21 protein-coding genes are annotated in these 25,698 nt (G+C 59.9%); 6 read left to right on the plus strand and 15 right to left on the minus strand.

Annotated elements, in window-relative coordinates; all coding sequences use genetic code 11:
* Positions 1-190: 190 nt before the first annotated feature.
* From HMPREF2888_RS10510 to uvrA, 9 genes are all read right to left on the minus strand, one after another.
* Complete coding sequence (locus tag HMPREF2888_RS10510) at positions 191-1,171, minus strand: helix-turn-helix transcriptional regulator (RefSeq protein ID WP_061922648.1); 981 nt, start codon at positions 1,169-1,171, stop codon at positions 191-193.
* A gap of 175 nt (positions 1,172-1,346) precedes the next feature.
* Positions 1,347-3,875, minus strand: coding sequence for a phenylalanine--tRNA ligase subunit beta (pheT, locus tag HMPREF2888_RS10515; protein WP_070518756.1), 2,529 nt, complete (start codon positions 3,873-3,875; stop codon positions 1,347-1,349).
* Between the two features lie 36 nt (positions 3,876-3,911).
* Positions 3,912-4,958 (minus strand): phenylalanine--tRNA ligase subunit alpha, encoded by a 1,047-nt coding sequence (gene pheS, locus HMPREF2888_RS10520; protein WP_061922654.1) that lies wholly within the window; start codon positions 4,956-4,958, stop codon positions 3,912-3,914.
* A gap of 86 nt (positions 4,959-5,044) precedes the next feature.
* Positions 5,045-5,845 carry a TrmH family RNA methyltransferase gene (locus HMPREF2888_RS10525; protein WP_061922657.1) on the minus strand — a complete coding sequence of 267 codons (801 nt, stop codon included), beginning with the start codon at positions 5,843-5,845 and terminating at the stop codon, positions 5,045-5,047.
* Between the two features lie 150 nt (positions 5,846-5,995).
* Positions 5,996-6,427 carry a TM2 domain-containing protein gene (locus HMPREF2888_RS10530; RefSeq protein ID WP_061922661.1) on the minus strand — a complete coding sequence of 144 codons (432 nt, stop codon included), beginning with the start codon at positions 6,425-6,427 and terminating at the stop codon, positions 5,996-5,998.
* A 254-nt stretch (positions 6,428-6,681) separates the two neighbouring features.
* Positions 6,682-7,065, minus strand: coding sequence for a 50S ribosomal protein L20 (gene rplT / locus HMPREF2888_RS10535; RefSeq protein WP_061922666.1), 384 nt, complete (start codon positions 7,063-7,065; stop codon positions 6,682-6,684).
* A gap of 54 nt (positions 7,066-7,119) precedes the next feature.
* A complete protein-coding gene (gene rpmI, locus HMPREF2888_RS10540) occupies positions 7,120-7,314 on the minus strand; it encodes a 50S ribosomal protein L35 (protein ID WP_046646844.1) in 195 nt (64 codons plus the stop codon).
* 36 nt (positions 7,315-7,350) lie between these two features.
* On the minus strand, positions 7,351-7,872 hold the full coding sequence (gene infC / locus HMPREF2888_RS10545; RefSeq protein WP_082778602.1) for a translation initiation factor IF-3: 522 nt from the start codon (positions 7,870-7,872) through the stop codon (positions 7,351-7,353).
* A gap of 304 nt (positions 7,873-8,176) precedes the next feature.
* Complete coding sequence (gene uvrA, locus HMPREF2888_RS10550; RefSeq protein ID WP_061922673.1) at positions 8,177-11,014, minus strand: excinuclease ABC subunit UvrA; 2,838 nt, start codon at positions 11,012-11,014, stop codon at positions 8,177-8,179.
* Positions 11,015-11,126: 112 nt separating this feature from the next.
* Here uvrA and HMPREF2888_RS10555 point away from each other — a divergent pair, with 112 nt between their 5' ends.
* From HMPREF2888_RS10555 to HMPREF2888_RS10570, 4 genes are all read left to right on the plus strand, one after another.
* Entirely contained in the window at positions 11,127-11,729 is a 603-nt protein-coding gene (locus tag HMPREF2888_RS10555) for an MBL fold metallo-hydrolase (RefSeq protein ID WP_061922676.1), read from the plus strand.
* A gap of 127 nt (positions 11,730-11,856) precedes the next feature.
* The gene (locus HMPREF2888_RS10560) at positions 11,857-12,774 is read left to right on the plus strand and encodes a DoxX family protein (protein WP_061922679.1); all 918 of its coding nucleotides are present in this window, start codon (positions 11,857-11,859) and stop codon (positions 12,772-12,774) included.
* 87 nt (positions 12,775-12,861) lie between these two features.
* Complete coding sequence (locus HMPREF2888_RS10565) at positions 12,862-15,093, plus strand: HelD family protein (RefSeq protein WP_061922681.1); 2,232 nt, start codon at positions 12,862-12,864, stop codon at positions 15,091-15,093.
* 10 nt (positions 15,094-15,103) lie between these two features.
* Positions 15,104-16,168 carry an App1 family protein gene (locus HMPREF2888_RS10570; protein WP_083296649.1) on the plus strand — a complete coding sequence of 355 codons (1,065 nt, stop codon included), beginning with the start codon at positions 15,104-15,106 and terminating at the stop codon, positions 16,166-16,168.
* A gap of 66 nt (positions 16,169-16,234) precedes the next feature.
* Here HMPREF2888_RS10570 and HMPREF2888_RS10575 read toward each other — a convergent pair whose 3' ends face one another.
* From HMPREF2888_RS10575 to rpsA, 5 genes are all read right to left on the minus strand, one after another.
* The gene (locus tag HMPREF2888_RS10575) at positions 16,235-16,675 is read right to left on the minus strand and encodes a universal stress protein (protein ID WP_061922687.1); all 441 of its coding nucleotides are present in this window, start codon (positions 16,673-16,675) and stop codon (positions 16,235-16,237) included.
* Positions 16,676-16,867: 192 nt separating this feature from the next.
* Entirely contained in the window at positions 16,868-18,961 is a 2,094-nt protein-coding gene (gene uvrB / locus HMPREF2888_RS10580) for an excinuclease ABC subunit UvrB (protein ID WP_061922690.1), read from the minus strand.
* 18 nt (positions 18,962-18,979) lie between these two features.
* Positions 18,980-19,342 (minus strand): DUF4259 domain-containing protein, encoded by a 363-nt coding sequence (locus HMPREF2888_RS10585; protein ID WP_210386819.1) that lies wholly within the window; start codon positions 19,340-19,342, stop codon positions 18,980-18,982.
* 69 nt (positions 19,343-19,411) lie between these two features.
* Positions 19,412-20,011, minus strand: coding sequence for a dephospho-CoA kinase (coaE, locus tag HMPREF2888_RS10590; RefSeq protein WP_070518758.1), 600 nt, complete (start codon positions 20,009-20,011; stop codon positions 19,412-19,414).
* An 80-nt stretch (positions 20,012-20,091) separates the two neighbouring features.
* Positions 20,092-21,552 carry a 30S ribosomal protein S1 gene (gene rpsA, locus HMPREF2888_RS10595; protein ID WP_070518759.1) on the minus strand — a complete coding sequence of 487 codons (1,461 nt, stop codon included), beginning with the start codon at positions 21,550-21,552 and terminating at the stop codon, positions 20,092-20,094.
* Between the two features lie 239 nt (positions 21,553-21,791).
* On the opposite strand from rpsA, the gene HMPREF2888_RS10600 reads away from it, so the two are divergent.
* A complete protein-coding gene (locus tag HMPREF2888_RS10600; RefSeq protein WP_070518760.1) occupies positions 21,792-22,529 on the plus strand; it encodes a class I SAM-dependent methyltransferase in 738 nt (245 codons plus the stop codon).
* A 30-nt stretch (positions 22,530-22,559) separates the two neighbouring features.
* The gene (locus HMPREF2888_RS10605) at positions 22,560-23,015 is read left to right on the plus strand and encodes an RDD family protein (protein WP_201040707.1); all 456 of its coding nucleotides are present in this window, start codon (positions 22,560-22,562) and stop codon (positions 23,013-23,015) included.
* A gap of 67 nt (positions 23,016-23,082) precedes the next feature.
* Here the strand turns inward: HMPREF2888_RS10605 and polA are convergent, their stop codons facing one another.
* Positions 23,083-25,674, minus strand: a complete 2,592-nt coding sequence (gene polA / locus HMPREF2888_RS10610) for a DNA polymerase I (protein ID WP_235591060.1) — start codon at positions 25,672-25,674, stop codon at positions 23,083-23,085.
* Between the last annotated feature and the right edge of the window lie 24 nt (positions 25,675-25,698).

A 25,698-nucleotide genomic window follows, 5' to 3' on the forward strand; every position in this document is an offset into this window, starting at 1 on the left:
AAGCGCTAATCGAGCTTATTTTTCATTAAATCCGGAGTTGACCGCCACTAAACCCGGTTTAAACCACTCTTGAGGTGCAGGTTTACACGCAAGGTTTATATTGTGACATCCATCTCTTCGTCTAGAGACGGTAACGCAACCTACAAATTCACCCGGTTTAAACCGCTGCCCAAACGCGAGCAAAAGCCGGTTACATTACCCCTGACCAGTACCCCTCGACCAATAGGTCACGAGACTCGTAGGATGACTTTTTCAAAATGTTGTGAACGTGGACCTTTACGGTAGAAAGCGAGATGCCGAGTTCGTCCGAGATCTCGCGATTGCTCTTGCGGGCAAGCACCAGGCCGGCCACTTCACGCTCGCGCTTCGAAAGGCCATGGACCTCCGAAAAGCGCTCAAGGCTGCGCTCATGAAAGTCATCCGCTGCCGCATCTGCGATTGGCTTAACCGCCGCATCCGCACCAACGTGGCGCAGAACCACTCGCGCATGAGAGATGACCGCCCAGCCGATGGCAACGATTAGAACGTTTTCCATAAAATTGCGCTCCGGCAAGAATGAGAGCACATCGGGCCCGGCAGCCTCCCAGTCAAAGATGAGCTGATAGTAAACGTTCTCTGCCACCACCAGCACGGCACAGATAGCGACCTGGAAGAAGAGATGGCGGTAGGAATAAAGGCGTGCGCGCTCCGCGGGATCATTCGCGCGCAAGTAGCAGCCAAAGCCATAGCAAAGCAGAAATGTCAGCGTGATAGGCCGCATGTTGAAGAAAAGGAACTGGCGTAGAGCCGGGTCCTCTACTGCCCACAAGGCCGCGACGCTGCCTATCAGGAACAGCCCGACGCAGGCATGCGGCAGAAAGCGCCAGCCATTTAAGTAGCGCTGCACCACGATGGCCATCACAGCCATCATCACGCCACCCAGCAATATCGACTCGAAAGGCGCCGTAATTGCGTAAACAGAAACCTCACGGTTAGCCATTCCGCCGTGGATGAACTGCGTTCGAAAGACAAGCGCTATATCGAACGCGTAGACGCCGAAGAATACCGCCAACAGTTTGAAGACTTGGGAGCGGGTGGCCACCAGGCATCCCACGCAGACGCCGGCGACTAGGACGCTGGCTAGCAGCATGCAGATAGTGAAATAGAAGACGGCATACTCTAGCACCAGCACCTACTTTCCCAGCAGCGAGAGAGAAACTGCCGGTCTCAAGTCACGTTCAATAGCGGGAGTAAGTCTAGCTCAGAAGGTTAAGGATTGATAAGAAAAGGCCGCGCAGCCACCCCATAGAAAAGGTGATCTGCGCGGCCCTTTTACGACGAGCTAGAGTTCGGCAGCTGAACCGAGCTTAAGCGCGCATCTGCGCACCCAAACGCTGCTCGGCCAACTTCGCTGCAGCCAGACGGTGCTCGTTTGCTTCCTCGTCGGTCAGCGTGCGGTCGGAGGCACGGAAGATCAGCTGGAAGGCTAGTGACTTTTTATCCTCACCGAGCTGCTCACCGCGGAAGACGTCGAAAAGCTCAACGCCCTCGAGCAGTTCGCCGGCGCCTTCCTCCACGACCTTACGCACGGACTCAGCAGGAGTGTCTTCGTCGACTACCAACGCGATGTCTTGGTGCAGTGCCGGGAATGCAGACAGAACCGGAGCCGGGAACATCTCCTCAGTAGGTAGCGCGTTTACGTCCATCTCCATCGCGCAGGTGCGTGCCGGCAGGTTCAGTGCCTCGAGGATCTCTGGATGCAGCTCGCCTGCATGGCCCACGACGACGCTTTCACCATCGACGACAGCCTTGATCGCTGCGCAACGGCCCGGGTGCCACGGCAGCTCGGAGGCAGCCTCTACCTCGATCTCTACGCCGGCCGCGCGAGCGACCAGGCGCGCAGACTCAATGGCATCGGCGTAGGTGTAGGCGCGACCCTTGCCCCAGGGGCCCTCGTGCTCGACGTTGCCGGTAGCAACGGTGGCCACGTGCAGCGGCTGGTACGGCAGGGAGTCGCGCAGCTCCTGAACGACGGCGTCGCTTGGACGCTCCTCAACGGAAGGCATTGCGGAAGCGTCCGCACGCTTGAACGAAACCTGCTGCAGGCCGAACAGCGCGAGGTCGTTACGGCCGCGGGCGACGTTGCGTGCGACTGCTTCGAGCATGTTCGGCAGCAAGGTGGTGCTCAGAATTGCCTTATCTGACTCGAGCGGGTTCTGCACGGAAACGGTCTTGCGGCGCTCGTCATCGCCTTCCAGGCCCCAGACATCGAAGGTGTTGTTGGCGATGAACGGCGAAGGCAGCACCTCAGCGTAGCCTGCATATGCCAAGCCGTGACCGATAGCGCGGCGACGCTTCTGAGCCGGGGTCAGACCGCGGCCACCAACTGGGGTCGGCAAAATGGTCGGGATGTCCTCTAGGCCTTCCAGACGCAGCACCTCCTCGATGAGGTCAACATCCATGGTGATGTCGGTGCGCCAGGTTGCCGGGGTAACCAGCAGGTTGTCACCGGACTCTTCAACCTCGCAGCCGACCTCTTGGAGACGGTTCACGACGGTCTCACGGGAGTATTCAACACCGGCGTACTCGCTCGGCTTGGTGGCGCGCATGGTGATCTGCTGCGGGCGAGCGACCTCGCCGACCAGGGTGCGGCCGGCCTCGATGGTTCCGCCAGCGATCTGCACGAGCAGTGCACAGGCGACGTCGAGTGCGACCTCAACGATGGCCGGATCTACGCCTCGCTCAAAGCGACGGGATGCCTCAGAAGACAGTTTGTGGCGGCGCGAGGTGCGAGCCACGGTGATGGAATCCCAGTTCGCGGCCTCGAAGTAGACGTTGGTGGTGCCGTTTTCGCCCTCGGTAATCTCCGAGCTCGTTCCGCCCATCACACCGGCCAGAGACTGGATGCCGTTGTCGTCGCAGATGACTACGTCTTCGGCGTCGAGGGTGCGCTCGACGTGGTCGAGGGTCTCGAACTTCTCCCCTGCCTGCGCGTTACGTACAACAAGGTCACCAGAAATCTGATCGGCGTCGAAAGCGTGCATCGGCTGGCCGAGCAGCAGCATGACGTAGTTGGTTACGTCGGTTGCGGGGTTAACAGGGCGTTGGCCTGCCAGCATGAGCTCGCGCTCCATCCAGAACGGAGTGCGCGCGGTCGGGTCAATGCCAGTGACCTTCCGCAGGCCAAAGCGCTGTGCCTTGGTCTCCTCGCGCAGCTCAACATTGATGAGTGAGCCACTAGCCTCCGGCACGGCGCTGACATCGATGCCAGCAACGGAAGGGTCCTGCGCCGGGCACGCGTAATCAAGGCCGAAGGCCGAAGCAACCTCGCTGCCGAGGCCGCGCAGGGAAAGCGCGTAGCCACGGTCCGGAGTGATGTTGACGTCGAAGACAGTATCGTCCAGCCCCAAGAACGGACGGGCATCCTGGCCGACTTTGTCCGCGAACTCCTCGCCCAAGGTGATGATGCCATCGGACTTCTCAGCGATGCCCAACTCGGCCGCGGAGCACATCATGCCCGCAGAGATCTTGCCGTAGGTCTCACGTGCGGAGATCTTGAAGCCGCCTGGCAGCTCTGCGCCCGGCAGGGAGACTACGACGTAGTCCCCCAAGCGGAAGTTACGAGCGCCACAGATGATGCCCTGCAGCTCGCCGGTGCCGTTAGCGTCGCCGACATTGATCTGGCAGTAGCGGATGGGCTTCTTGAAGCCCTCGAGCTCCTCGAAGGAGTCAACGTGGCCGATAACGAGCGGGCCGGTGATTTCTGGCAGGCCCTCGTAGCCCTCGGTCTCAAAGCCGACGCGAACGAAACCAGCGTCGAGTTCTTCCGGGGTGACGGACCAGCCGGGATTTTTCGCGCCAAGCAACCTGGTTACCCAGCTCTGGGAAATAAGCATTGTGTCTAGATTCCTTCCTAATTGCGGGGTAAACGGTTATGCCTGGACGCCGAACGGCAGGGTGAAACGAACGTCGCCTTCGACCATGTCGCGCATATCGGTCAGGCCGTTGCGGAACTGCAGGGTGCGCTCCAAGCCCATGCCAAAAGCGAATCCGGTGTATTCCTCCGGGTCAACGCCTACTGCGCGCAGGACGTTCGGGTTGACCATGCCGCAGCCGCCCCACTCGATCCACCCGGCGCCGCCCTTCTTGTTCGGGAACCAAACGTCAACCTCAGCGGAAGGCTCGGTGAATGGGAAGTAGTTGGTGCGCATGCGCGTCTTGGTCTCTGGGCCAAACAGTACCTTCGCCAGGTGATCCAGAGTGCCGCGCAGGTGTGCCATGGTAAGCCCCTTGTCCACTGCCAGGCCCTCGACCTGGTGGAAGACTGGGGTGTGGGTGGCATCGAGCTCGTCGGTGCGGAAAACACGGCCCGGGCAAGCAATGTAGAGCGGGACATCGCGGTCCAACATGGTGCGTACCTGCACCGGTGAGGTGTGCGTGCGCAGAACCTGTCGCGAATCTTCCTTACCCACGTGGAAGGTATCTTGCAGGGTACGTGCCGGGTGGTCAGGTTTGAAGTTCAGGGCGTCGAAGTTAAAGTACTCCGCCTCGACCTCAGGACCCTCGGCGATCTCCCAGCCCATGCCAACGAAGATGTCGGCAATGCGCTCCGACAGCGCGGTAATTGGGTGCAGTGCACCGGTCTGAGTGCGGGTGGTCGGGATGGTCACGTCGACGGTCTCTGCCGCCAGCTGCGCCTTCCGGGCCTCTGCTTCCAGCTGCTGCTGGACCTGGGCAAAGCGCTTCTCGACGCGCCCGCGCGCCATATTGACGTTCTTGCCTGCGTCCTTGCGCTGGTCCTTTGGCAGGCTGCCGAGCATGGTGCGTGCCTGTGGGATATAGCCTTGCTCGCCCAAGTGCTCACGGCGAGCGGCAGCCAGCTCATCGAGGCTTGTAGCAGCGTCAAATGCAGCTATGGCGGAATCGGCAGCCGCGCCCAGCGCGGCTTCGGTCAATTCGATCTGAGATGTGTCGGACACGTGCCTTGAAACCTTCTTCTTGCGCGAAAACTAACGGCGCTAATCATACCGTAGTGACCGTCACAAGAAGCCAGCAGGGGCACCAGCTAGCGGCTATGAGACTTCGCGGATTCGTAAAGGCAGATAGACGCGGCGGTGGCGAGATTCAGCGACTCCGCGCGGCCCAAAATAGGAATGCGCACGCGCATGTCTGCCTCGTCGAGCAGCTCCCCTAGCCCGTGTGCCTCGTTGCCAAATAGCCACGCGGTGGGCTGGCTGAGATCTGCCTCGGCAAGGTCGACCTCGCCGTCGGCTGCGGTGGCAAGAATCTGCATGCCGGACTTGCGCAACTGCCCCAGGACGTCCTTGATGTTAGGGTCGCGCGCAACGGGAACGTGGAAGAGCGAACCTGCTGAGGAACGCGCCACCTTGCAGCCCAGGGGATCCACGGTCTCGCCGGCGAAGATGACGCCGTCGGCGCCCATGGCGTCAGAAGTCCTGATCAGGGTACCCGCGTTGCCTGGCTCCGAGGTCAAGACCGGAACCGAGACCAGACGTGGTTTGGCGTTGAGAATCTTGCCCACTGACCACAGCACCGGCTTGCAGAGCGCAAAGAGCCCGGTGGTGCTTGCGGTATCGGACATATGGCGCGCTGCTTTATCCGTGATGGGATGGACGTAGACATCCATGTAGCCGGCAGCGGTGACAATGTCTGCGAAACGCTCGGCTGCCTTCTCGGTGACGAAGACATCGGTTGCGGCACCGGTGGATACTGCCGCGTCCACCGCATTTTCGCCCTCAATGATGAACTGCTTGGCCTTGCGCCTATTGGCTGCGCGGTGCAGCTTGACCGCATTAACGATGCGCGGGGTTCTCTCAGTAAAAGCAGATTCAAAGTCCAATTCCATAGACCCCAATCTAGCAGCGCATACGGCCCACGCACCAAAAGGATTAAGCCACACCCAAAAAGCATCAAAAGCCCCAGAAAACCACCAAACCCACCACAGCAAAAGCCGTAGTGGGCAAGTATTAGAGCGCGGGCTTAAGTGAGCAAACGCTTAGCGACGCAGCGGAATGCCGCGGCCATCGCGGTCGTAGCCGCCGGCACCAGCGATGATCATGATGAACTCGACGAATGCCCAGATCTCGAGGGCGCCACCGATGAAAAAGCCGATGATCACGATGAGGGTCACAGCGGAAACCACGAAGGTAATCAGCTGTGCGATACCGCGGTTGGTCTTGCCCAAATAGAAGTTGTGTGCGCCCAAGTATCCGAAGAAGAAAGCCAGCAGCATCGCTGCAACCCAGGACTTCTGCTCAACGCCTGCTGGGTACTGCTGAACTGGGTAGGCCTGGCCGAACTGTGGCTGACCGCCCTGGTATGGAGCAGGCGTAGGAGCGTTATTGTTGAACTGCTGCGGCTGCTGGCCAAACGGGTTCTGCGGCTGGTTGCCGTAGCCTTGAGGGTTTCCGTTGTTTGGATAGGTCATAGAAGGCTCCTGAGAAATGGGCAAAAGATGAAAAGGAGTACACGCCGGAAAAGTCCGCGCCGTGTGTCACAGACAAATTAGCACGAGCTAACTGCGATTTCCTAGATGGGTATAGATAGCTGGGGAAAAATCCCCAAACAGCTAGACGCGCAGACAACACAACATAAAAGCTCCCCCTACCCTTTCACGCCAAAATTGACGGAAAGTAGTAGCGGGAGCTTTAAAAGCAATACGCTTTGCGCTTACCTATTTAATTAGGCAGCCTTCGGAGCGTTGATGTCCTCCGGCAGAGCAGCCTTGGCGGCCTCGCACAGTGCGGAGAACGCCTCGAAGTCGTTGACTGCGAGCTCAGCGAGGATCTTACGGTCAACCTCGATCTCAGCCAGGCGCAGGCCGTGGATGAGGCGGTTGTAGGTGATGTCGTTCATGCGGGCAGCGGCGTTGATGCGCTGGATCCACAGCTTACGGAACTCAGACTTACGGGCGCGACGATCGCGGTAAGCGTAAGTCATGGAGTGCAGCCACTGCTCCTTAGCCTTACGGTACAGGCGGGAACGCTGGCCGCGGTAGCCCTTAGCGGACTTCAGAATCGCGCGACGCTTCTTCTTGGCGTTAACTGAGCGCTTTACTCGTGCCACAGTATTACTTCCTTATCTTGTGTGGGTCTAGTAAGTGGGTTGATTCGGCGCTAATTAGGAGCGGCCGAGCAGGCGCTTTACGCGCTTGACGTCGGAAGGTGCAACGTCCTTGGTGCCCTTAAGACGACGGGTCTGCTTGGATGGCTTGCCCTCCAGCAGGTGGCGGCGGCCAGCCTGCTCACGGCGCAGCTTGCCGGAACCGGTCACCTTGATGCGCTTGGCGGTGCCCTTGTGGGTCTTCTGCTTCATGAGAATTAAGTCCTTAAATCCTAAGTGGAGTTTGGTCTACTTCTTGCCCTTGCGGACGGGTCCCAGAACCATGGTCATGTTGCGACCATCCTGCTTGGGGCGGGACTCGACGGAGCCGTACTCAGCGACATCCTCGGCGAGGCGCTCCAACAGGCGGAAACCAAGCTCCGGACGCGACTGCTCGCGGCCACGGAACATGATGGTTACCTTGACCTTGGAACCCTTCTCCAGGAAGCGCACCACGTTGCCCTTCTTGGTCTCATAATCGTGATCATCGATCTTCGGACGGAACTTCTGTTCCTTGACCACAGTCTGCTGTTGGTTCTTGCGGGCTTCGCGAGCCTTCTGAGCCTGCTCGTACTTAAACTTTCCGTAGTCCATAATCTTGGCTACGGGCGGCTTTGCATTAGGTGCAACCTCAACAAGATCAAGGTCTGCTTCATATGCAAGCTTGCGAGCATCATCAGTACGGACGATGCCCACCTGTTCACCACCGGGGCCAACTAGACGGACCTCGGGTACTCGGATGCGCTCATTGATGCGAGCTTCAGCGCTGATTGTGGTTCTCCTCGATTAAGGGGGTGGGTTAGTGATGTGCCTACCGAGACCACAAACGAAAAACCCGGTCTGCCATAAGGCAGCCGGGAGTTCTCACAAAAATGCCGAGGTATTAACCTCAACCCTTTTACCTTTATCCTTCGAACCAAAGAGATTCGCGGCTTCAGGTGGGAGAAACTCCGCTTGTGACCCGTGACCTCCTGGAGAAGGCCCTACGGGCGGTAGTGCTGATTAGTATAACCCCCACTTCCCGCAGAGCCAAATCGCCACGCGCAACTAATTGCGCGCTCACTGCCAGAGGCGACTACAGGAGCTCCTTCAGGAACTGGCCTGTATAGGAGCCTTCCACCTTTGCGACATCTTCTGGTGTGCCCTCGGCTACGACGCGACCGCCGCCATTTCCGCCTTCGGGGCCCATGTCCACGATCCAGTCAGCGGCCTTAATCACGTCAAGGTTGTGCTCGATGATAAGAACCGAATTACCCTTGTCCACCAGCCCTTGGATAACCAGCATGAGCTTGCGAATGTCTTCGAAGTGCAGGCCCGTGGTTGGCTCGTCCAGAATGTAGACGGTGCGCCCCTTGGTGCGTTTTTGCAGCTCAGCAGCAAGCTTTACGCGCTGCGCCTCGCCGCCAGACAGCGTGGTGGCCGCTTGACCCAGGCGAACATAACCCAGTCCGACGTCGACAAGCGTGGCGAGGTAACGGTGAATCGAGGTGATCGGCTCGAAGAACTCGGCGGCCTCGGAGATAGGCATATTGAGGACCTCAGCGATGTTCTTGCCCTTGTAGAGGACCTCCAGGGTTTCACGGTTATAGCGCGCACCCTCACAGACCTCACACGGGACATAAACGTCCGGCAGGAAGTTCATCTCGATCTTCAACGTGCCGTCACCCTGGCAGGCCTCGCAGCGACCACCCTTGACGTTAAAGGAGAAACGGCCTGGCTTGTATCCGCGCACCTTTGCCTCTTGGGTCTCCGCAAAGAGGTTGCGAATCTTGTCGAATACACCGGTGTAGGTAGCCGGGTTGGAACGCGGGGTACGGCCGATCGGGCTCTGGTCCACCTGCACCAGCTTGTCGAGGTGCTCGACGCCCTCGACGCGCTTGGCGCGGCCTGGCACCTGGCGCGCACGGTTGAGCTTGTTGGACAGCGTCTTTGCCAGAATCTGGTTGACCACAGTGGACTTGCCAGAACCCGATACACCGGTGATGCAGCAAAGCACGCCCAGCGGGATCTCAACGTCGATGCCCTTCAAGTTGTTTTCCCGAGCGCCGACTACCTTGAGCTTGCGTTCAGGGTCAATCTCACGACGCTTATCCGGCACCGCCAGCACACGCTTGCCAGACAGATACTGACCCGTAAGCGATTCTTCCTTACCCATGATGCCGGCGGGCTCGCCTTGATAGACAACCTCGCCGCCGTACTCGCCGGCGCGCGGGCCAACATCAACAAGCCAGTCGGCCTCGCGGATGGTGTCTTCATCGTGCTCAACCACAATCAACGTATTGCCGATGTCGCGGAGGCGCTTCAAAGTAGCGATGAGGCGCTGATTGTCGCGCTGGTGCAGACCAATGGAAGGCTCATCCAGCACATACAGCACGCCAGCCAGACCCGAACCAATCTGGGTTGCCAGGCGGATGCGCTGCGCCTCACCACCAGAAAGCGTGGAAGCGCCACGATCCAAGGTGAGGTAATTCAAACCCACGTCGAGCAGGAATCGCAGGCGGGCCTGAATCTCCTTCAATACGGCGCCAGCGATGATTTCCTCGCGGTGCCCCAGTACGAGCGAGTCGAGGAATTCCGCGGCCTCTTCGATAGACAGCGCGGACAGCCCCGCGATGGACTTCTCGCCGTGCGCGGTGGAGGCAAGCCGCACAGCCAGGATCTCCGGGCGTAGGCGCGTGCCATTACAGGTATTGCAAGCCACCCGGCGGGTGTACTGCAGCAGGCGGTCCTTCTGCGACTCGGAATCGGCCTGCTCGAGCTTGCGCTCCAAGAAGCCGATCGCACCCTCAAAGGGAGCGCTCCAGTTGCGCTGCCTGCCGTAGCGGTTTTTATAGCGCACGTTTACTTCCACGTCGGTGCCATAAATCAGGGCATCGCGCTGCTGCTTTGTCAGCTGTGAGACCGGAGTCTGCGGATCAAAGCCCAACGTCTTACCAAGCCCCTCGACGAGCTTGACGAAGTAGCGCGAATTCGGGCTGGAATGCCACGGCTGGATGGCGTCGACTGCTGGGGCGTCAGGATCCGGAATCAGCAGATCTACGTCGACCTCGAGGCGGGTACCTAGACCGTCACATTCTGGACAAGAGCCGAAAGGCGCGTTAAAGGAAAACGCACGCGGCTCGTATTCCTCAATGGTTAGGGTGTGGCCATTGGGGCAGGCGGCCTTCTCCGAGTAGGTATGAGTGAGCTCGGGGCGATCGATGAAGTCGAGGGTAACGAGACCGTCTGCCAGGCGGAGCGCAGTTTCGACAGAATCGGTCAGACGCTGCTTCTGTGAGGCCTTGACCTGCAAACGGTCCACCACCACGTCAATATCGTGCTTGATCTGCTTCTTCAGCGTCGGCGGCTCAGTTAATTGATAAACCTCACCATCAACCCGCACGCGGGAAAAGCCCTGAGATGCAAGATCGGCAAAGAGATCCACAAACTCGCCCTTGCGGTGTCGCACCACGGGAGCCAGGACCTGGAACTTTAGCTTTTCCTCGAGTTCAAGCACTGTGTCCACGATTTGCTGCGGGGTCTGACGCTCAATCACGGCGTCGCACTTCGGGCAATGCGGCGTGCCCGCGCGAGAGAATAAAAGGCGCAGATAGTCGTAGATCTCCGTGATGGTGCCCACCGTAGAACGCGGGTTGTGGTTGGTGGACTTCTGGTCAATCGAGACCGCGGGAGAAAGACCGTCAATGAATTCGACGTCAGGCTTGTCCATCTGGCCTAGGAACATGCGGGCGTAGGAGCTCAGCGATTCAACATAACGCCGCTGGCCTTCCGCGAAGATAGTGTCAAAAGCCAACGATGACTTGCCGGAACCGGAAAGGCCGGTAAAGACCACCATCTTGTCGCGCGGCAGGTCGATATCGACGCCCTTGAGATTGTGCTCGCGAGCACCGCGTACGACCAAACGATCAGCCACTTATTGCCTCCTTTGTCAGCCTAGCTTCGCGCCCATCCTAGGTTCTGTTGGGGATAAGCGGCCAGACCAGTGAAAAATGTCTATCTCGAAATCTACCCGTAGGGTTGGACACATGAATAACGCGCTAAAGCTTAAAAGTATTTCCGTGTCCGAGATGGACAACAACTGCTACCTCATCTGTGCCGGCGAAGAAGCACTGCTTGTCGACGCCGCGGATGACGCTCCCGCACTCCTCAACCTGGCCAAGGAAAACGGCGTACGCATTAGCGCCGTGCTTACTACCCACCGCCACTGGGACCATGTCCGCGCCACTAAGGAAGTAATCAAAGCTACCGGCGCTACCCACTACGCCTCCTTCCTCGACTCCCCTGCGATGCCGGCGCCTGTCGACGTCGAGTTGAAGCAGGGAGACACACTGACTTTCGCAGGCCACGAATTCCCGGCGATTATTTTGCGCGGCCATACCCCAGGCGGCGTCGCCATCGCCGTCGATATCGATGGAACCACGAATCTCTTCGTGGGCGACAGCCTCTTCCCCGGCGGTGTGGGCCGCACCGATTCGGAGGGTGACTTTGTACGCCTTTATAAAGACGTCAACGAGCGCATCTTCGATGTCTACCCAGATTCCGCCATCGTGCGACCCGGCCACGGCAAGTCCACCACTTTGGGTGAGGAGCGTCCAAAACTTGCTGAATGGTGGCAGCGCCGCTGGTAGATGCGACCTTTGCGCACCAAGTGGTGGGTGGATAAGCACGGTTTCCGCCCACAGCGGTCGGCGTTTTCCGTACACTGGTGAGAAGTTCGTTACTTTACTAAATGAATCTCGACGAATGGAGTAACAAGTGATTCGTAAGTTTGCTCGCCCTATGCTGGCTTCTGTTTTTGTCTGGGACGGCGTCGATACCCTGCGTAACGCCTCCGACCACGTAGCCGAGACCGAGTCCGTTCTGCAGCGTCTGCGCAAGGTTGTCCCGGCACAGTACGCCGGTTACATCCCGAACGACCCAGAGCTGGCTGCCCGCGCAGTCGGCGGCCTGAAGGTCGGCGCCGGCTCCACCCTGGCGCTGGGCAAGGCACCGCGCACCTCCGCAGCAGTGTTGGCGCTTTCTACCCTGCCTAATCTCCTCGGCCGCAACGCCTTCTGGGAGGTAGAGGATTCTGAGGAGAAGAACAATCGCCGCAACGGTTTCATTACCAACACCGCTCTGCTTGGTGCACTGTTCATCGCTACCCAGGACACCGAGGGTAAGCCTTCCCTGGCATGGCGCGCATCCAAGTCCGCCGAGCGCACCAACAAGAAGATCCAGAAGGCTCTGCCGACCAAGTCCGAGCAGCAGAAGTTCGCTGATAACCTCTCCGACCGCGCCGATGAGTTCTCCACCAAGGCCAGCGATTGGTTCGAGGGCGCTAAGGAATACGTCGATGACAACAAGGATGACTGGCAGGCAACCGGCAAGGACCTGGTGGATTCCGCTCGCTCCTTCATCGAGGACAGCGCCGAGCAGGCAAAGAGCTTCATCGATGACAACAAGGATGACTGGCTGTCCACCGCCCAGGAAAACGCTGAGCTGGCTCGCAAGAAAGCTGTGAAGGCAGCTTCCAAGGCTCAGGAGCGCGCTGACGTCGCTCGCGCACAGGTCGATACCAAGGCCAACAAGCGTGCTGCCAAGAAGGCTTCCAAGCGCGCTGAGAAGCTGCAGAAGGAAGCTTCCAAGAAGCTCGACAAGGCAATCAACAAGTTCGGTGACCGCCTGAACTAAGCCCTTAACCTCCAACGGCCCAGCAAGGTATGCTGGGCCGTTGTCGTTTTTATCAATCTCTTCGCGCATTGAGGTGTATTAACCGTCGTGGCCTCCCCAGAACATAACCCAAACCACCCGCAAAACGAGCAGGTAGCACAGGAGATTGCCGCTGAGCAGGCCTACGTTGACAGTCTCTTTTCAAGGCTCGACCACGAGGTCGCCCAAGCCAACGAACGCCTCAACGAGGTGCAGGCCGCAGTGGACCCACACACGCCTGATGCGGATGCCCTAGTCCGCCGTGAAACGGAGTACCACGGACTGCAGGCCAAGCTGGACCGTCTAAATCTCGCGCAGCTAGGCCTCGTCTTCGGCCGCATCGATATCGATGCCCCAGGCGATAATCCCACCGCAGAAGGACTAGACCGCCGCTACATCGGCAGGATGGGCCTGGATGCCCGCGAAGAGAATTACCGCACTCTCCTGCTGGACTGGCGCGCGCCGATGGCACGTCCTTTCTACCTGGCCACCACTGCGCAGCCAGAGGGCGTTACGGTCCGCCGCCACATCCGTACCAAGGGCCGAACCGTAACTGATATCAACGATGAAGTCCTCTCCGGTGCTGGCGCGGCGGAAGAAACCGCGGGCGTCGCCAGTGAGTCCGCGCTCTATCACGCGTTGCAGCGTGCTCGCACCGGCCACATGGAATCCATCGTGGAGACCATTCAGCGCGAGCAAGACGAGATCATCCGCGATAACACCCGGGGCGTACTCGTGGTCGAAGGTGGTCCCGGCACGGGCAAGACCGCAGTCGCTTTGCACCGCGTGGCTTATCTCCTCTACACCCATCGCGAGCAGCTGGCGGCCACGGGCGTGCTCATCGTAGGGCCTAATTCCACCTTCCTTGACTACATCTCGCGCGTCCTTCCAGAACTGGGTGAAACCGGCGTGGTTCTTTCCACCATCGGTGAACTCTTCCCCGGCGTTCGCCCCACCCACCAAGAATCTTTGGCCGCGCGCGAAATCAAAGGCTCGGAGGCGATGGTGGAAATTCTCGCAGCCGCGGTGAAAAACTACCAGACGCTTCCAGAAGGCCCGCGCCGCATTCGCGCGGAGCACTTGGAGCTGACCGTCGACCCCGCGATGATTAAGGCAGCCCGCACCCGCGCGCGGCGTTCGCGCAAGCCGCACAATGACGCGCAGGCAGCCTTCGCCGAACATCTCACGGAGTCACTCGCCCAGCAGATGGCAGAAAAGATTGGTGCCGACCCGCTAGGTGGCAAGAACCTGCTTTCACGCGCGGACATCGACCAGCTCCACGATGACCTGGCGGAGGAACCACAAGTGCGCGAGCTCATCGACGAGTTCTGGCCTACCCTGGATCCGCGCGCAGTACTGGCGGATTTGCTATCTTCGCGTGCGCTTATCGACGCCGCGGCACCGGACTACGACGCCGAAACCCGCGACGGCCTGTACCGCGTGCAGGGCGACGCCTGGGCGCCTTCCGACGCCGCGCTCCTCGACGAGCTCGCGGTACTCATCGGAATGACGAACCCAGAGGAGGAAAAGGCTGCCGCGGATCAGGCCTGGCGCGAGCAAGTTGCCGACGCCGAAGACGCGCTCGACATCTTGTCCTCCTCCGATTCCACGGATAACGACGATGACATGTTCGACGCCGAGATCCTATCTGCACACGACGTCATCGACGCTGAGACCCTTGCCCGCCGCCAGGAGGTGCGCGATAACCGCACCACCGCGCAACGTGCCCAGGAAGACTACACGTGGGCCTACGGCCACATCATCGTCGACGAGGCCCAGGAATTAAGCCCGATGGAATGGCGCATGCTCTTTCGCCGCAGCCCGTCGCGCTGGATGACGCTCGTGGGCGATACCGCGCAAACCGGAGCGCCCGCTGGCGTAGACGATTGGGCCGAAGCGCTCGAACCCTTCGTGGCCCAGCGCTTCCGCCACCACAAGCTGACCGTGAACTACCGCACGCCGCAGCCGATTACCGAGCTGGCCAATTCCCTCCTCGAGCTCATTAACCCCGAGGCAGCTCCCGCCGTGGCGGTCCGCGACGGCGCGGAAGTTGTCTTCACCGCGCAGCCAGCAACGCACGCCCCGGGGACTTTCACCGATGCCGACGGGCGCTTGAACGCCGTCATCACGCGCGAGAACGTCGAGGAGATCAAGGGGCTCGAATTCGACCACGTGGTGGTCGTTGACCCTGATGCCATCGTGGCCGCCTCGCCACAGGGCCTGCAAAATCTCTACGTTGCGCTCACGCGTGCGACGCAGACGCTGACCTTGGCCGGACGCTTCCAAGAGACTTTCCACTAGTCTGGTGGGCATGGCTTTATCTGACATCGCACGCAAAATTGAACGCGCCACAAATAAGGCGACGCTAGAGCGCACCACCCGCAAAGGCTGGACGCCGGAACTTACGGGTTATGCCGGATACGGCAACACGGAATTCGTCCACGTTTTGGGCCGCGTGCTCATGCACGATCCGGCGGCCGAGGCCACCGAGACGTGGGCGCAGCGCGGTTACCGTCAGTTTTTCACGATTCAGGTAAACAACCTCGACGTCCGTGTCACGGTCAATGGCAAGACCGTCCACGGCCGGACCAATTACAACGGCTATCTCGATATCTTGGTCCACGAGCATGGCCTAGGTGCCGGCTGGCACGAGGTAGTCATCGAGGCAGACGGCGCCGAGCCCATTACCTCCGAGGTGCTCATCGTGTCTGAGGACTCCCCGCTAGGCGTCGTCAGCGATATCGATGACACCGTCATGGTGACGTGGCTGCCGCGTGCGATGACTGCGGCCTGGAACTCTTGGGTCAAGCGCACCAACTCCCGCCAGCCGGTTGAAGGCATGGCGCGCTTCTATCAGCAGTTGCAGGAACAGCACCCGGAGATGCCTTTCATCTATCTGTCCACCGGCGCGTGGAATACCTACGACACCCTGGTCAGCTTCATGGAGCACAACGGCTTCCCGCGTGGTCCACTCCTGCTGACTGACTGGGGCCCTACCCCCACCGGGCTTTTCCGCAGCGGCCAAGAGCACAAGCGCGTGCAGCTGCGTAACCTCTTTATTGCTTTCCCATGGATGAAGTGGCTGCTCATCGGTGACGATGGCCAGCACGATCCGCTCACCTACGGTGATGCCGCGAACGAGCACCCAGACCGCGTGGCCGCGGTGGCCATCCGCAACCTTTCGCCGCAGGAGCAGTTGCTTTCCCACGGTTCACTGGGCCCGCTTGCCGACGCCAACGAGGAAGGCTCGTTTAGCATCCCCCTCATCCAGGGCGGTTCCGGCTCGGAGCTCGCCGCACAGATGCACAAGATTTGGGCGGAGCTTGAGGCTGAGGCCTTTGCAAAGGACGCACCGGAGTCCGACGACGTCGAGTAGCACAAGCGAAAAGCCCAGTCAGATTCCCCGCGAGGGAATCTGACTGGGCTTTCTTAAAGCGAGAAATTAGCTCACGGTGTGAACAATCATAACGTCGCAGTCAGACTGACGAGCAACGTCAGCCGGCACGGAACCCAGCAGGCGGCCGGTCAGGGAGTTGATGCCGCGGTTACCAACGACGAGCAGCTCAGCCTGATTGTCATTAACGATGGACATCAGGGCCTGGACCGGGGTGCCCGGGCGGACGGCGGTCTCTACCTTGGTGGCACCGAACTTCTCAGCGTGCTCCTTGCCGGTGGTGAGGTTAGCCTCTGCCTTCTGGTCACCCAGAATGGTCACGGAATCCTGGCGCAGGGTCTTGGAAGCCTGCTCCTGGTTCTCGTAGTAAGCGCAACCGATGATGAGAGTTGCATCGAATGCGGCGGCGATCTTAGCGGCGCGCTCCACTGCCAGGAGGGAGGACTTGGAACCGTCAGTGCCGACCACGATCTTCTTGTAATCGCTCATGATGACCTTTCTTCAGGGGCCTTATACCCCAAATGATGATGCAGAATGTGCAAATTGCTAATCCTTATAAAGGCGCAAACGTAAGTTTAACAACTTTGTGACCTGTCCGTTGCGCAACGTGGCATTTTATACCCCGAATGGAAAGTGCTGTTTTTCTCACTTTTTGGCACCGCTTGTCGTCACCGCAGCACACTAGATTCCCGCCTCTTTCAGGCCACGCAATTCCTTCTTCAAATCGGCAATTTCGTCACGCAAACGACCCGCCAATTCGAACTTCAACTCGCGGGCCGCAGCCCCCATTTGGGCGGTGAGGTCGTCGATAAGCTTTTGCACTTCGTCGGCAGCCATGCTCGAAACGTCGGGTTTGTCCACCATCGCCGCTGGGTCGGCAGAGTCCTGCTCTTCCCCATCGGATTCGTAGACCTGGTCCAAGATGTCCGCAATCTTCTTGCGCAGCGGCTGCGGGTCGATGCCGTGTTCCTTGTTATAGGCAATCTGCTTTTCACGGCGGCGCTCGGTCTCATCAATGGCCTCTTGCATGGACTCGGTGATTTTGTCCGCGTACATGATGACCTCGCCCGAGACATTTCGAGCCGCACGGCCGATAGTCTGGATGAGCGAGGTGGTCGAGCGCAGGAAGCCCTCCTTATCCGCGTCCAGGATGGCCACCAGAGAAACCTCCGGAAGGTCAAGGCCCTCGCGCAAGAGGTTGATGCCCACGAGGACGTCGTATTCACCAAGGCGCAACTGACGCAGCAGCTCCACGCGCTGTAGGGTGTCGATGTCCGAATGCAAGTAACGAACCTTGACGCCGTGTTCCAAGAGATAGTCGGTGAGGTCCTCGGCCATGCGCTTGGTCAGGGTGGTAACGAGCACGCGTTCCTGCTTTGCGGTACGGGTGCGGATCTCGTCGATGAGGTCGTCAATCTGCCCCTTGGTGGGCTTGACCGTCACCTTTGGGTCGATCAGGCCGGTTGGGCGAATGACCTGCTCGACATACTCGCCCTGGGAGGCAGTCAGCTCGTAGTTGCCCGGAGTAGCAGACATATAGACGGTCTGGCCCACGCGCTCTTCGAACTCGTCAAAGGTCAGCGGGCGGTTATCCGTGGCCGAAGGAAGGCGGAAGCCAAACTCCACGAGGTTGCGCTTGCGCGACATATCGCCTTCAAACATGCCGCCGATCTGCGGAACCGTCACGTGGGACTCGTCGATGATGGTCAGGAAGTCCTGCGGGAAGTAATCCAGCAGCGTGGCCGGCGCAGAACCTGCCGGGCGGCCGTCGATATGGCGGGAGTAATTCTCGATGCCTGAGCAAAAGCCCACCTGCTCGATCATCTCGAGGTCATACTCGGTGCGCATGCGCAGGCGCTGGGCTTCGAGCAGCTTGCCGCGGTTTTCTAGATCCTCCAGGCGCTCAGCCAGTTCCGCCTTGATGTCTTCCACGGCCTTGGCCATGCGCTCCGGCCCCGCCACGTAGTGCGTCGCCGGGAAGATGCGCACCTCGTCGACGCGTTCTAAGACGTCACCGGTCAGCGGGTGGATGTAGTAAAGCTCATCGACATCGTCGCCGAAGAACTCAATGCGCACCGCACGCTCCTCATATGCCGGAATAATATCCACGGTATCGCCCTTGACACGGAAGGTACCGCGGGTAAAGCCGACGTCGTTGCGCTCGTATTGGATATCTACCAAAAGGCGCAGGAAGCGATCGCGGTCGATCTCCTCGCCTTCCTCAATGACCACCGAGCGGTCCAGGTAGGACTGCGGGGTACCCAAACCGTAAATGCACGAAACGGAGGAAACTACGACGACGTCGCGGCGGGACAGCAGCGACGAAGTGGCAGAGTGACGCAGCCGCTCGACGTCCTCATTGATGGAGGAATCCTTCTCGATGTAGGTATCGGTCTGCGCGATATAGGCCTCGGGCTGGTAGTAGTCGTAGTAAGAGACGAAGTACTCCACGGCGTTATGCGGCAGGAGCTGGCGCAGCTCGTTCGCAAGCTGTGCCGCCAGGGTCTTGTTCGGCGCCATAACCAGCGTGGGGCGCTGCTGCTGCTCAATCAGCCAGGCCGCCGTTGCCGACTTGCCGGTACCGGTAGCGCCCATGAGCACAACGTCGCTTTCGCCACGACGCAGGCGCGCGTCTAGCTCCGCGATGGCGGAGGGCTGGTCTCCGGAGGGTTCAAACTCTGATTCCACCTTGAATTCGGCGGAGCGACGCTCCACCTCGCCCACTGGGCGATGCTCAGAGACCGGCAAAATTGGATGTTCCGCTGCAAATGCCATGCCCGCAAGTCTAGCGTTTTAGGGCAAGGCAGCGCGCACAGCCATAATCCACGTCTCTAGCTCACCGGTCGGTTCCCACAGTGCGTACACGGAAGAGGAATCCGGGTCGAGGGTGGCGTTTATCTGCTTGCGTAACCACGCCCGCGACTGCGGCTTGTAGAGCGCGTTGATGCTTTCTGCGCTAACACCCTGGGGCAAATGTTCAGGTGAGGTCTTGGCCAACATGCCAAGGGCAATGACCATCTCGGCCTCGTCGACGTCGAGTTGCGGGGCGGCGCACATGCGCTTGAAACGTTCGAAATCGAAGGAGCCATCACGAATAGCGGTGAGCAGGTCGCACGCCGCGTGATTGTCGAAAGGTCCTACATCCCACGTTCCCATAGATTGAGACAATAGGAAAGAAAAGTGAACGCAGCTAAAGCGCAGCGTTAACATTCATCGCTACAAAATTTAAATTTTCGCGTCGAGGGCCGCCACCAGTCGCTCTACTTGCGGCACCAAATCCTCGCGCGCACCGTTGTTGTCGATGACGAAATCCGCTGCGGCCAGGCGCTCCTCATCCGGGATCTGAGCCGCTATCCGACGCTGCGCGTCTTCCTCGTCCAAACCTCGGAACTCGACAAGGCGCCGCACGCGCTCCTCAACAGCGACGTCAACCACGACCGTATAGTCCATGTCGCGGTGCAGGCCTTTATCCACTAACAAAGGCATGTCATAGACGGTAAAAGTTTCACCGCGTTTGCGGGCCTGCGCGAAACGGGATTCAGTCTCAGCCGCAATGCGCGGGTGGGTGATTTCGTTGAGGCGCGCGGTAGAGGCGGCGTCGCCAAACGCGCGCTGTGCCAACAAGCCTCGATTCAAGCTGCCATCCGCCTGGAGGATGTCGGAACCGAAAGATTCTGCCAGCTCCGCTAGGGCGGGCTGGCCCGGCTCGACGATGTCGCGCGCAATCTGATCTGCGTCCACCACGTTCCAGCCGCGTTCTGCCAAAAGCTCGGCCACGGTGGACTTTCCGCTTCCTATGCCACCGGTCAAACCAATCAGTTTCATAATTGGCCAGGGTACGCGAAAAGGCCGCACCCCGCGTTTGGAAACAAACGAAGGATGCGGCCTTTATGAGCTAGCTGGGATTAGTTGCCAGCGAGCTTGTCGCGCAGAGCAGCAAGCTGCTCGTCGGAAGCCAGGGAGCCGCCAACCTCAGCCGAAGCCTCGGATGCCGGAGCTGCATCGTTAGACTCGGAGGAATAGTTGGAGGACTCGTTAGCCTCTGCAGCCTCAGCGGCTGCGGCACGGTTGCGCTCGATCTGAGCGGTGTGCAGGTTGAAGCGACGCTCGGACTCTGCGTAGCGTGCCTCCCAAGCCTGACGCTGCTCGTCGTAGCCCTCGAGCCACTCGTTGGTCTCTGGGTCGAAGCCCTCTGGGAAGACGTAGTTGCCCTGCTCGTCGTAGGAGTCAGCCATGCCGTACTTGGACGGATCGAACTCTTCGGTGTAGTCCTCGTCTGCCTGCTTAACGGACAGGGAGATACGACGACGCTCGAGATCGATGTCGATGACCTTGACCATGACTTCCTGGCCAACGGTGACAACCTGGTCCGGAACCTCGACGTGGCGCTGAGCCAGCTCGGAGATGTGAACCAGGCCCTCGATGCCTTCCTCGACGCGAACGAATGCGCCGAACGGAACGAGCTTGGTGACCTTGCCCGGGACGATCTGGCCCACAGCGTGGGTGCGGGCGAATACGCGCCACGGATCTTCCTGGGTAGCCTTCAGGGACAGGGAGACGCGCTCGCGGTCGAGATCAACGTCGAGAACCTCAACGGTGACCTCGTCACCGACGGTGACGACCTCAGATGGGTGATCGATGTGCTTCCAAGACAGCTCGGAAACGTGAACCAGGCCGTCGACACCGCCGAGGTCGACGAATGCGCCGAAGTTGACGATGGAGGAAACAACGCCCTTGCGGACCTGGCCCTTCTGCAGCTGGTGCAGGAACTCGGAGCGAACCTCAGACTGGGTCTGCTCGAGGAATGCACGGCGGGACAGAACAACGTTGTTACGCTGCTTGTCCAGCTCGATGATCTTTGCTTCCAGCTCCTGGCCGATGTACGGCTCCAGGTCGCGGACGCGACGCATCTCGACGAGGGAAGCAGGCAGGAAGCCACGCAGGCCGATGTCCAGGATGAGGCCACCCTTGACAACCTCGATAACGGTACCGGTAACTGGCTCTTCCTTGGCGTGCAGCTCCTCGACTGCGCCCCAAGCGCGCTCGTACTGTGCGCGCTTCTTGGACAGGATCAGACGGCCTTCCTTGTCCTCCTTGGTGAGAACGAGTGCGTCGATCTGATCGCCGACCTGGACGACCTCATCTGGGTCGACGTCGTGCTTGATGGACAGCTCGCGGGATGGGATGACGCCTTCGGTCTTGTATCCGATGTCGAGCAGGACCTCGTCGTGGTCAACCTTGACCACGGTGCCCTCGACGATGTCACCATCGTTGAAGTACTTGATGGTGGCGTCAACGGCAGCGAGGAAGTCCTCAGCGGTTCCGATGTCGTTGATCGCAACCTGAGGGGTGTTAGAAGTTGGCATATGTAGAAATGCTCCGAATTGATGTAGGAGATCGTAAATGGACAGTTACGCGTCTCTCGAAAAGCGTCTCTAAACAGGCAAAATAGCGATAGTTTAGGATGGATTCCGATCCCGCCGTGACGATGTATAAAGCCCTCCTACGGAAGCCTTAGACAACCCACGGCATAGACACGCCCGTGCAATACTACATCCGCGCAGCTAAAACGGCAAATACTTCAATTTTCACAAGGACTTCATCCATGCAGACTCCCTCCCGCGCGAACCAATCCTTTTGGGACAACGATGCCGCGGCCTATCATGCCGCGCATCCGGAATATCTTTCCTCCTTTTATTGGTGCCCGGAGATGCTGCACGAGGCTGACGCACACCTGCTTGGCGACGCCGCCTTCCTCGCCGCCGCGCGCGTGCTCGAGATTGGCTGTGGTTCAGCCCCTTGTACCGCGTGGTTGCAGGATAGGGCGGGTTTTTCCACCGGCTTCGATATCTCACGCGGCATGCTTTCCCACGCGCCGAGCGGCCTGCCGCTAGTACAGGCAGATGCCCTAGCGCTGCCCTATGCCGACGAGTCCTTCGACATCGCCTTTTCCGCTTTCGGCGCTTTCCCTTTTATTGCTGACTTAGACGCGGCGCTCGCGGAGGTCCGCCGCGTGTTGCGCCCGGGCGGGCGCTTGGTCATCTCCGCTACTCACCCGATGCGCTGGATTTTCCCCGATGACCCGCTAAACCTCACCGCTGAGCTTTCCTACTTCGACCGCGCCTACTTAGAGCACGACGCTGATGGCAACTTGAGCTACGCGGAGTTCCACCGCACACTCGGCGACTGGGTGCGCGCCATACAAACCCGCGGCGGTTTTCTCATCGAGGACGTCCTCGAGCCGGAGTGGCCGCAAGACCTCGACATCACCTGGGGCCAGTGGTCGCGCGAGCGCGGCGAAATCTTCCCCGGCAGCATCATTTTTATCTGCACCGCCGTTTAGCAGCAATCGACTATGAGTAATCTATAGCGCATGGATTTTTTGGTTAAAGAGCGCTTGGGCATCACCCTCCGCCGCGTCGTGGCGTGGTGGATTGATGCCTTCCTCGCCGCCGCCATCATCATGGTGGTGCGGTGGACCATCAACGCGCTTTTCGACGCCCCCATCACAGGCCACGCCGCCGCCATCTACGACATCGCGGCCCTTGCCAGCGTGTTCTACCTCTACCGCGTTATCTGTGAGGCACGCAAACGCACCTCGCTGGGCAAATGGTCGCTGCAGTTGCGCGTCATCACTGACAAGCCCGGCTGGTGGTCGGCCGCGCTGCGCAATAGCTGGATTCTTCTCACGCTCATCTCTTTGACCGGCGTGCCACACGTGGAGGCAGTCGTTCTCGGCGTGCTAGGAATATCAGTTTTGGCAACGGGCCAAACGCCCTTCGACATGCTGGCTAATTGCCTAGTCGAGCGCCGCCCACTGCCTTTCTAACTTCGCCTTCGCGTAGGCCGGGATACCGTGGTCCTCGATGCCCTGGGCTACCAGGCGTGCGCGGGCCTTAGTGCGCTGCGGCATCCCAATCCTTACCGGCACCGGCGGAGACCTCGAGCGGGACGTTGAGCTCGATGGCCGAATCCATCTCGCGTTCTAGAATCTCGCGGACCGCATCAGCCTCGCCTGGGGCGACTTCCACCACAAGTTCGTCGTGGACCTGCAGCAGCACGCGGGAGCGCATGCCCTCGAGCGCCCTATCCACGCGAATCATGGCGACCTTGATGATGTCCGCAGCCGTGCCCTGAATCGGAGCGTTCAGCGCTGCACGTTCGGCATTCTCACGCGCGAGGCGATTATCGGAGTTCAGCTCCGGCAGGTAGCGACGGCGCCCGAAGACGGTCGCGGTGTAGCCATCCTTGCGGGCTTGCTCAACGACGTTGTCGAGGTAGCGTTTCACGCCCCCGAAACGCTCGAAATAGCTTTCCATGATCTCCTTGGCCTCGCGGGCCGGGATGCCCAGCTGCTGGGACAAGCCAAACGCGGAAAGCCCATAGACTAGACCATAAGACATCGCCTTGACACGGCGGCGTAGCTCCGAGGTCACCTCATCGACCGGCACGTCGAAGACCTTCGAGCCGACGTAGTTGTGCAGATCCTCGCCCTCGCGATAGGCCTCGATAAGCCCTGGATCCTCAGACAGATGGGCCATCACGCGCATCTCAATCTGGGAATAATCGGCCGTCATCAAGGTCTCGAACTCCGCGCCCACGATGAACGCGGAGCGAATCTGGCGCCCTGCCTCCGTGCGCACTGGGATGTTCTGCAGGTTCGGCTCGGTGGAGGAAAGTCGGCCCGTGGAAGCCACCGTCTGGTTGAAGGTGGTGTGGATGCGACCGTCCGGCTGCACGGTCTTTATGAGGCCTTCCAGGGTGGTCTTCATCTTCTGATACTCGCGGTGAGCAAGCAGATGATCGAGGAACGGGTGCGGGTGGTTGACCGCCAGCTGCTCAATCTCCTTGGCCGCGGTGGAATAGCCCGTCTTGGTCTTCTTCGTCTTCGGCATCTCGAAGGTCTCGAAGAGCACGGTCTGCAGCTGCTTTGGCGAGTTCAAGTTCAGCGTCTCGTCGCCAGCCAGCTCGCGGGCAGCACGCTCCTGCTCGGCAACCTGCTCGATGAAGGCATCGCGCTGGGTTTCTAGAATCTCCACGTCCACGGCGATACCGGTGGCCTCCATGCGCGCGAGGATGCTCACGAGCGGCAGCTCCAAGTCGGCATAAAGCTCGAAGGAATCGATATCCTGCAGCTGCTTAGTAAGCGCCGCGGCCAGCTCCATGATGGCACCCGCCTGGTTCACCAGGGAAGAATCATCCAGCAGCGAGAGCTGGTCGCTGGCCTGGGCGAGAGTCTTCTTCAGGTGACGTTGATAGACATCCGGCAGGTCATATGTGCGCTGGCCCGGGCGCAGCAAGTAGGCAGCGATCGCGGTATCGTGCGCGATGCCACGCAGCTCGATGCCGCGGCCTGCCAGCATATGGAAAGCGGCCTTGGCCTCGTGAAAATACTTCGGCGCAGAAGAAGAAAGCCAGGCGGCGAGCGCGGCGTCATCCTCCGCGCTCAATTCGCCGAGTTCGACCTGCATGCCTTCAAAGTCGGCGTCGACAAGCGCGAGTGCGCTAGCATCGCCCTGGCCCGGGCGGGGGTCCCCCGTGACGAAGACCGCGACGTGCTCCTTGCCCTCCAACCACTGAGCCAAAGGCTTGTCGACGACCTTAATCTCCTGCGTCGGTGCCTCCTCCACGGCCGGCGCCCCACCGCCGTCGTTCGGGATGGCCTCCAGCACGCGCTCGCGGAGATTGGTGCCGAACTCGAGCTCGTCGAACTTCTCGGCCACCTCGCTAACGGTCGCGCCTTGGAATGCCAGATCGTCGGGGCCAACCTCTAAATCCATGTCCGTGATCATCTGCGTGAGTTTGCGGTTCATGCGCACCTGCTCGATGCGATCGCGGAAGTTCTGACCGGCCACGCCCTTGATTTCCGCGGCGTGCTCGATAAGACCCTCGAGGGTGCCGTATTGGAGGATCCACTTGGTGGCCGTCTTCTCGCCCACCTTGGGAACGCTCGGCAGGTTATCGGAGGGATCGCCGCGCAGGGCCGCAAAATCCGGATACTGCTGCGGAGTCAGACCGTACTTCTCCTCCACCGCGGCCGGGGTAAAGCGATGCAGGGTGGAAACGCCGCGCATGGGGTACAACACGGTGGTGTCCTCGTTGACCAGCTGCAGGTAGTCGCGGTCGCCGGTAACGATGAGGGTTTCATAATTATCGGCCTGGGTAGCCAGCGTGGCCACGATGTCATCGGCCTCGAAGTTCTCGCGGGATAGCGTGGTGATACCCAGGGTGCCGAGCACCTCGCGGATGAGCTCTACCTGGCCGCGGAACTCCTCGGGCGCGGCCTCGCGCTGGGCCTTGTACTCCGGGAACATCTCGGTACGGAAGGTCTTGCGCCCGACGTCGAAAGCCACGCCCACGAACTCCGGTTTCTCCTCGGCGACGATGTTGGAGAGCATGGACAAAAATCCATACACCGCATTCGTGTGCTGGCCGCCGGAAGTGGCGAAGTTTTCTGCCGGCAGCGCATAAAAAGCGCGGAAGGCCATAGAGTGGCCGTCGATAAGCAAAAG

Source organism: Corynebacterium sp. HMSC077D03 (genome assembly GCF_001808545.1).
Taxonomy (GTDB): Bacteria; Actinomycetota; Actinomycetes; order Mycobacteriales; family Mycobacteriaceae; genus Corynebacterium; species Corynebacterium simulans.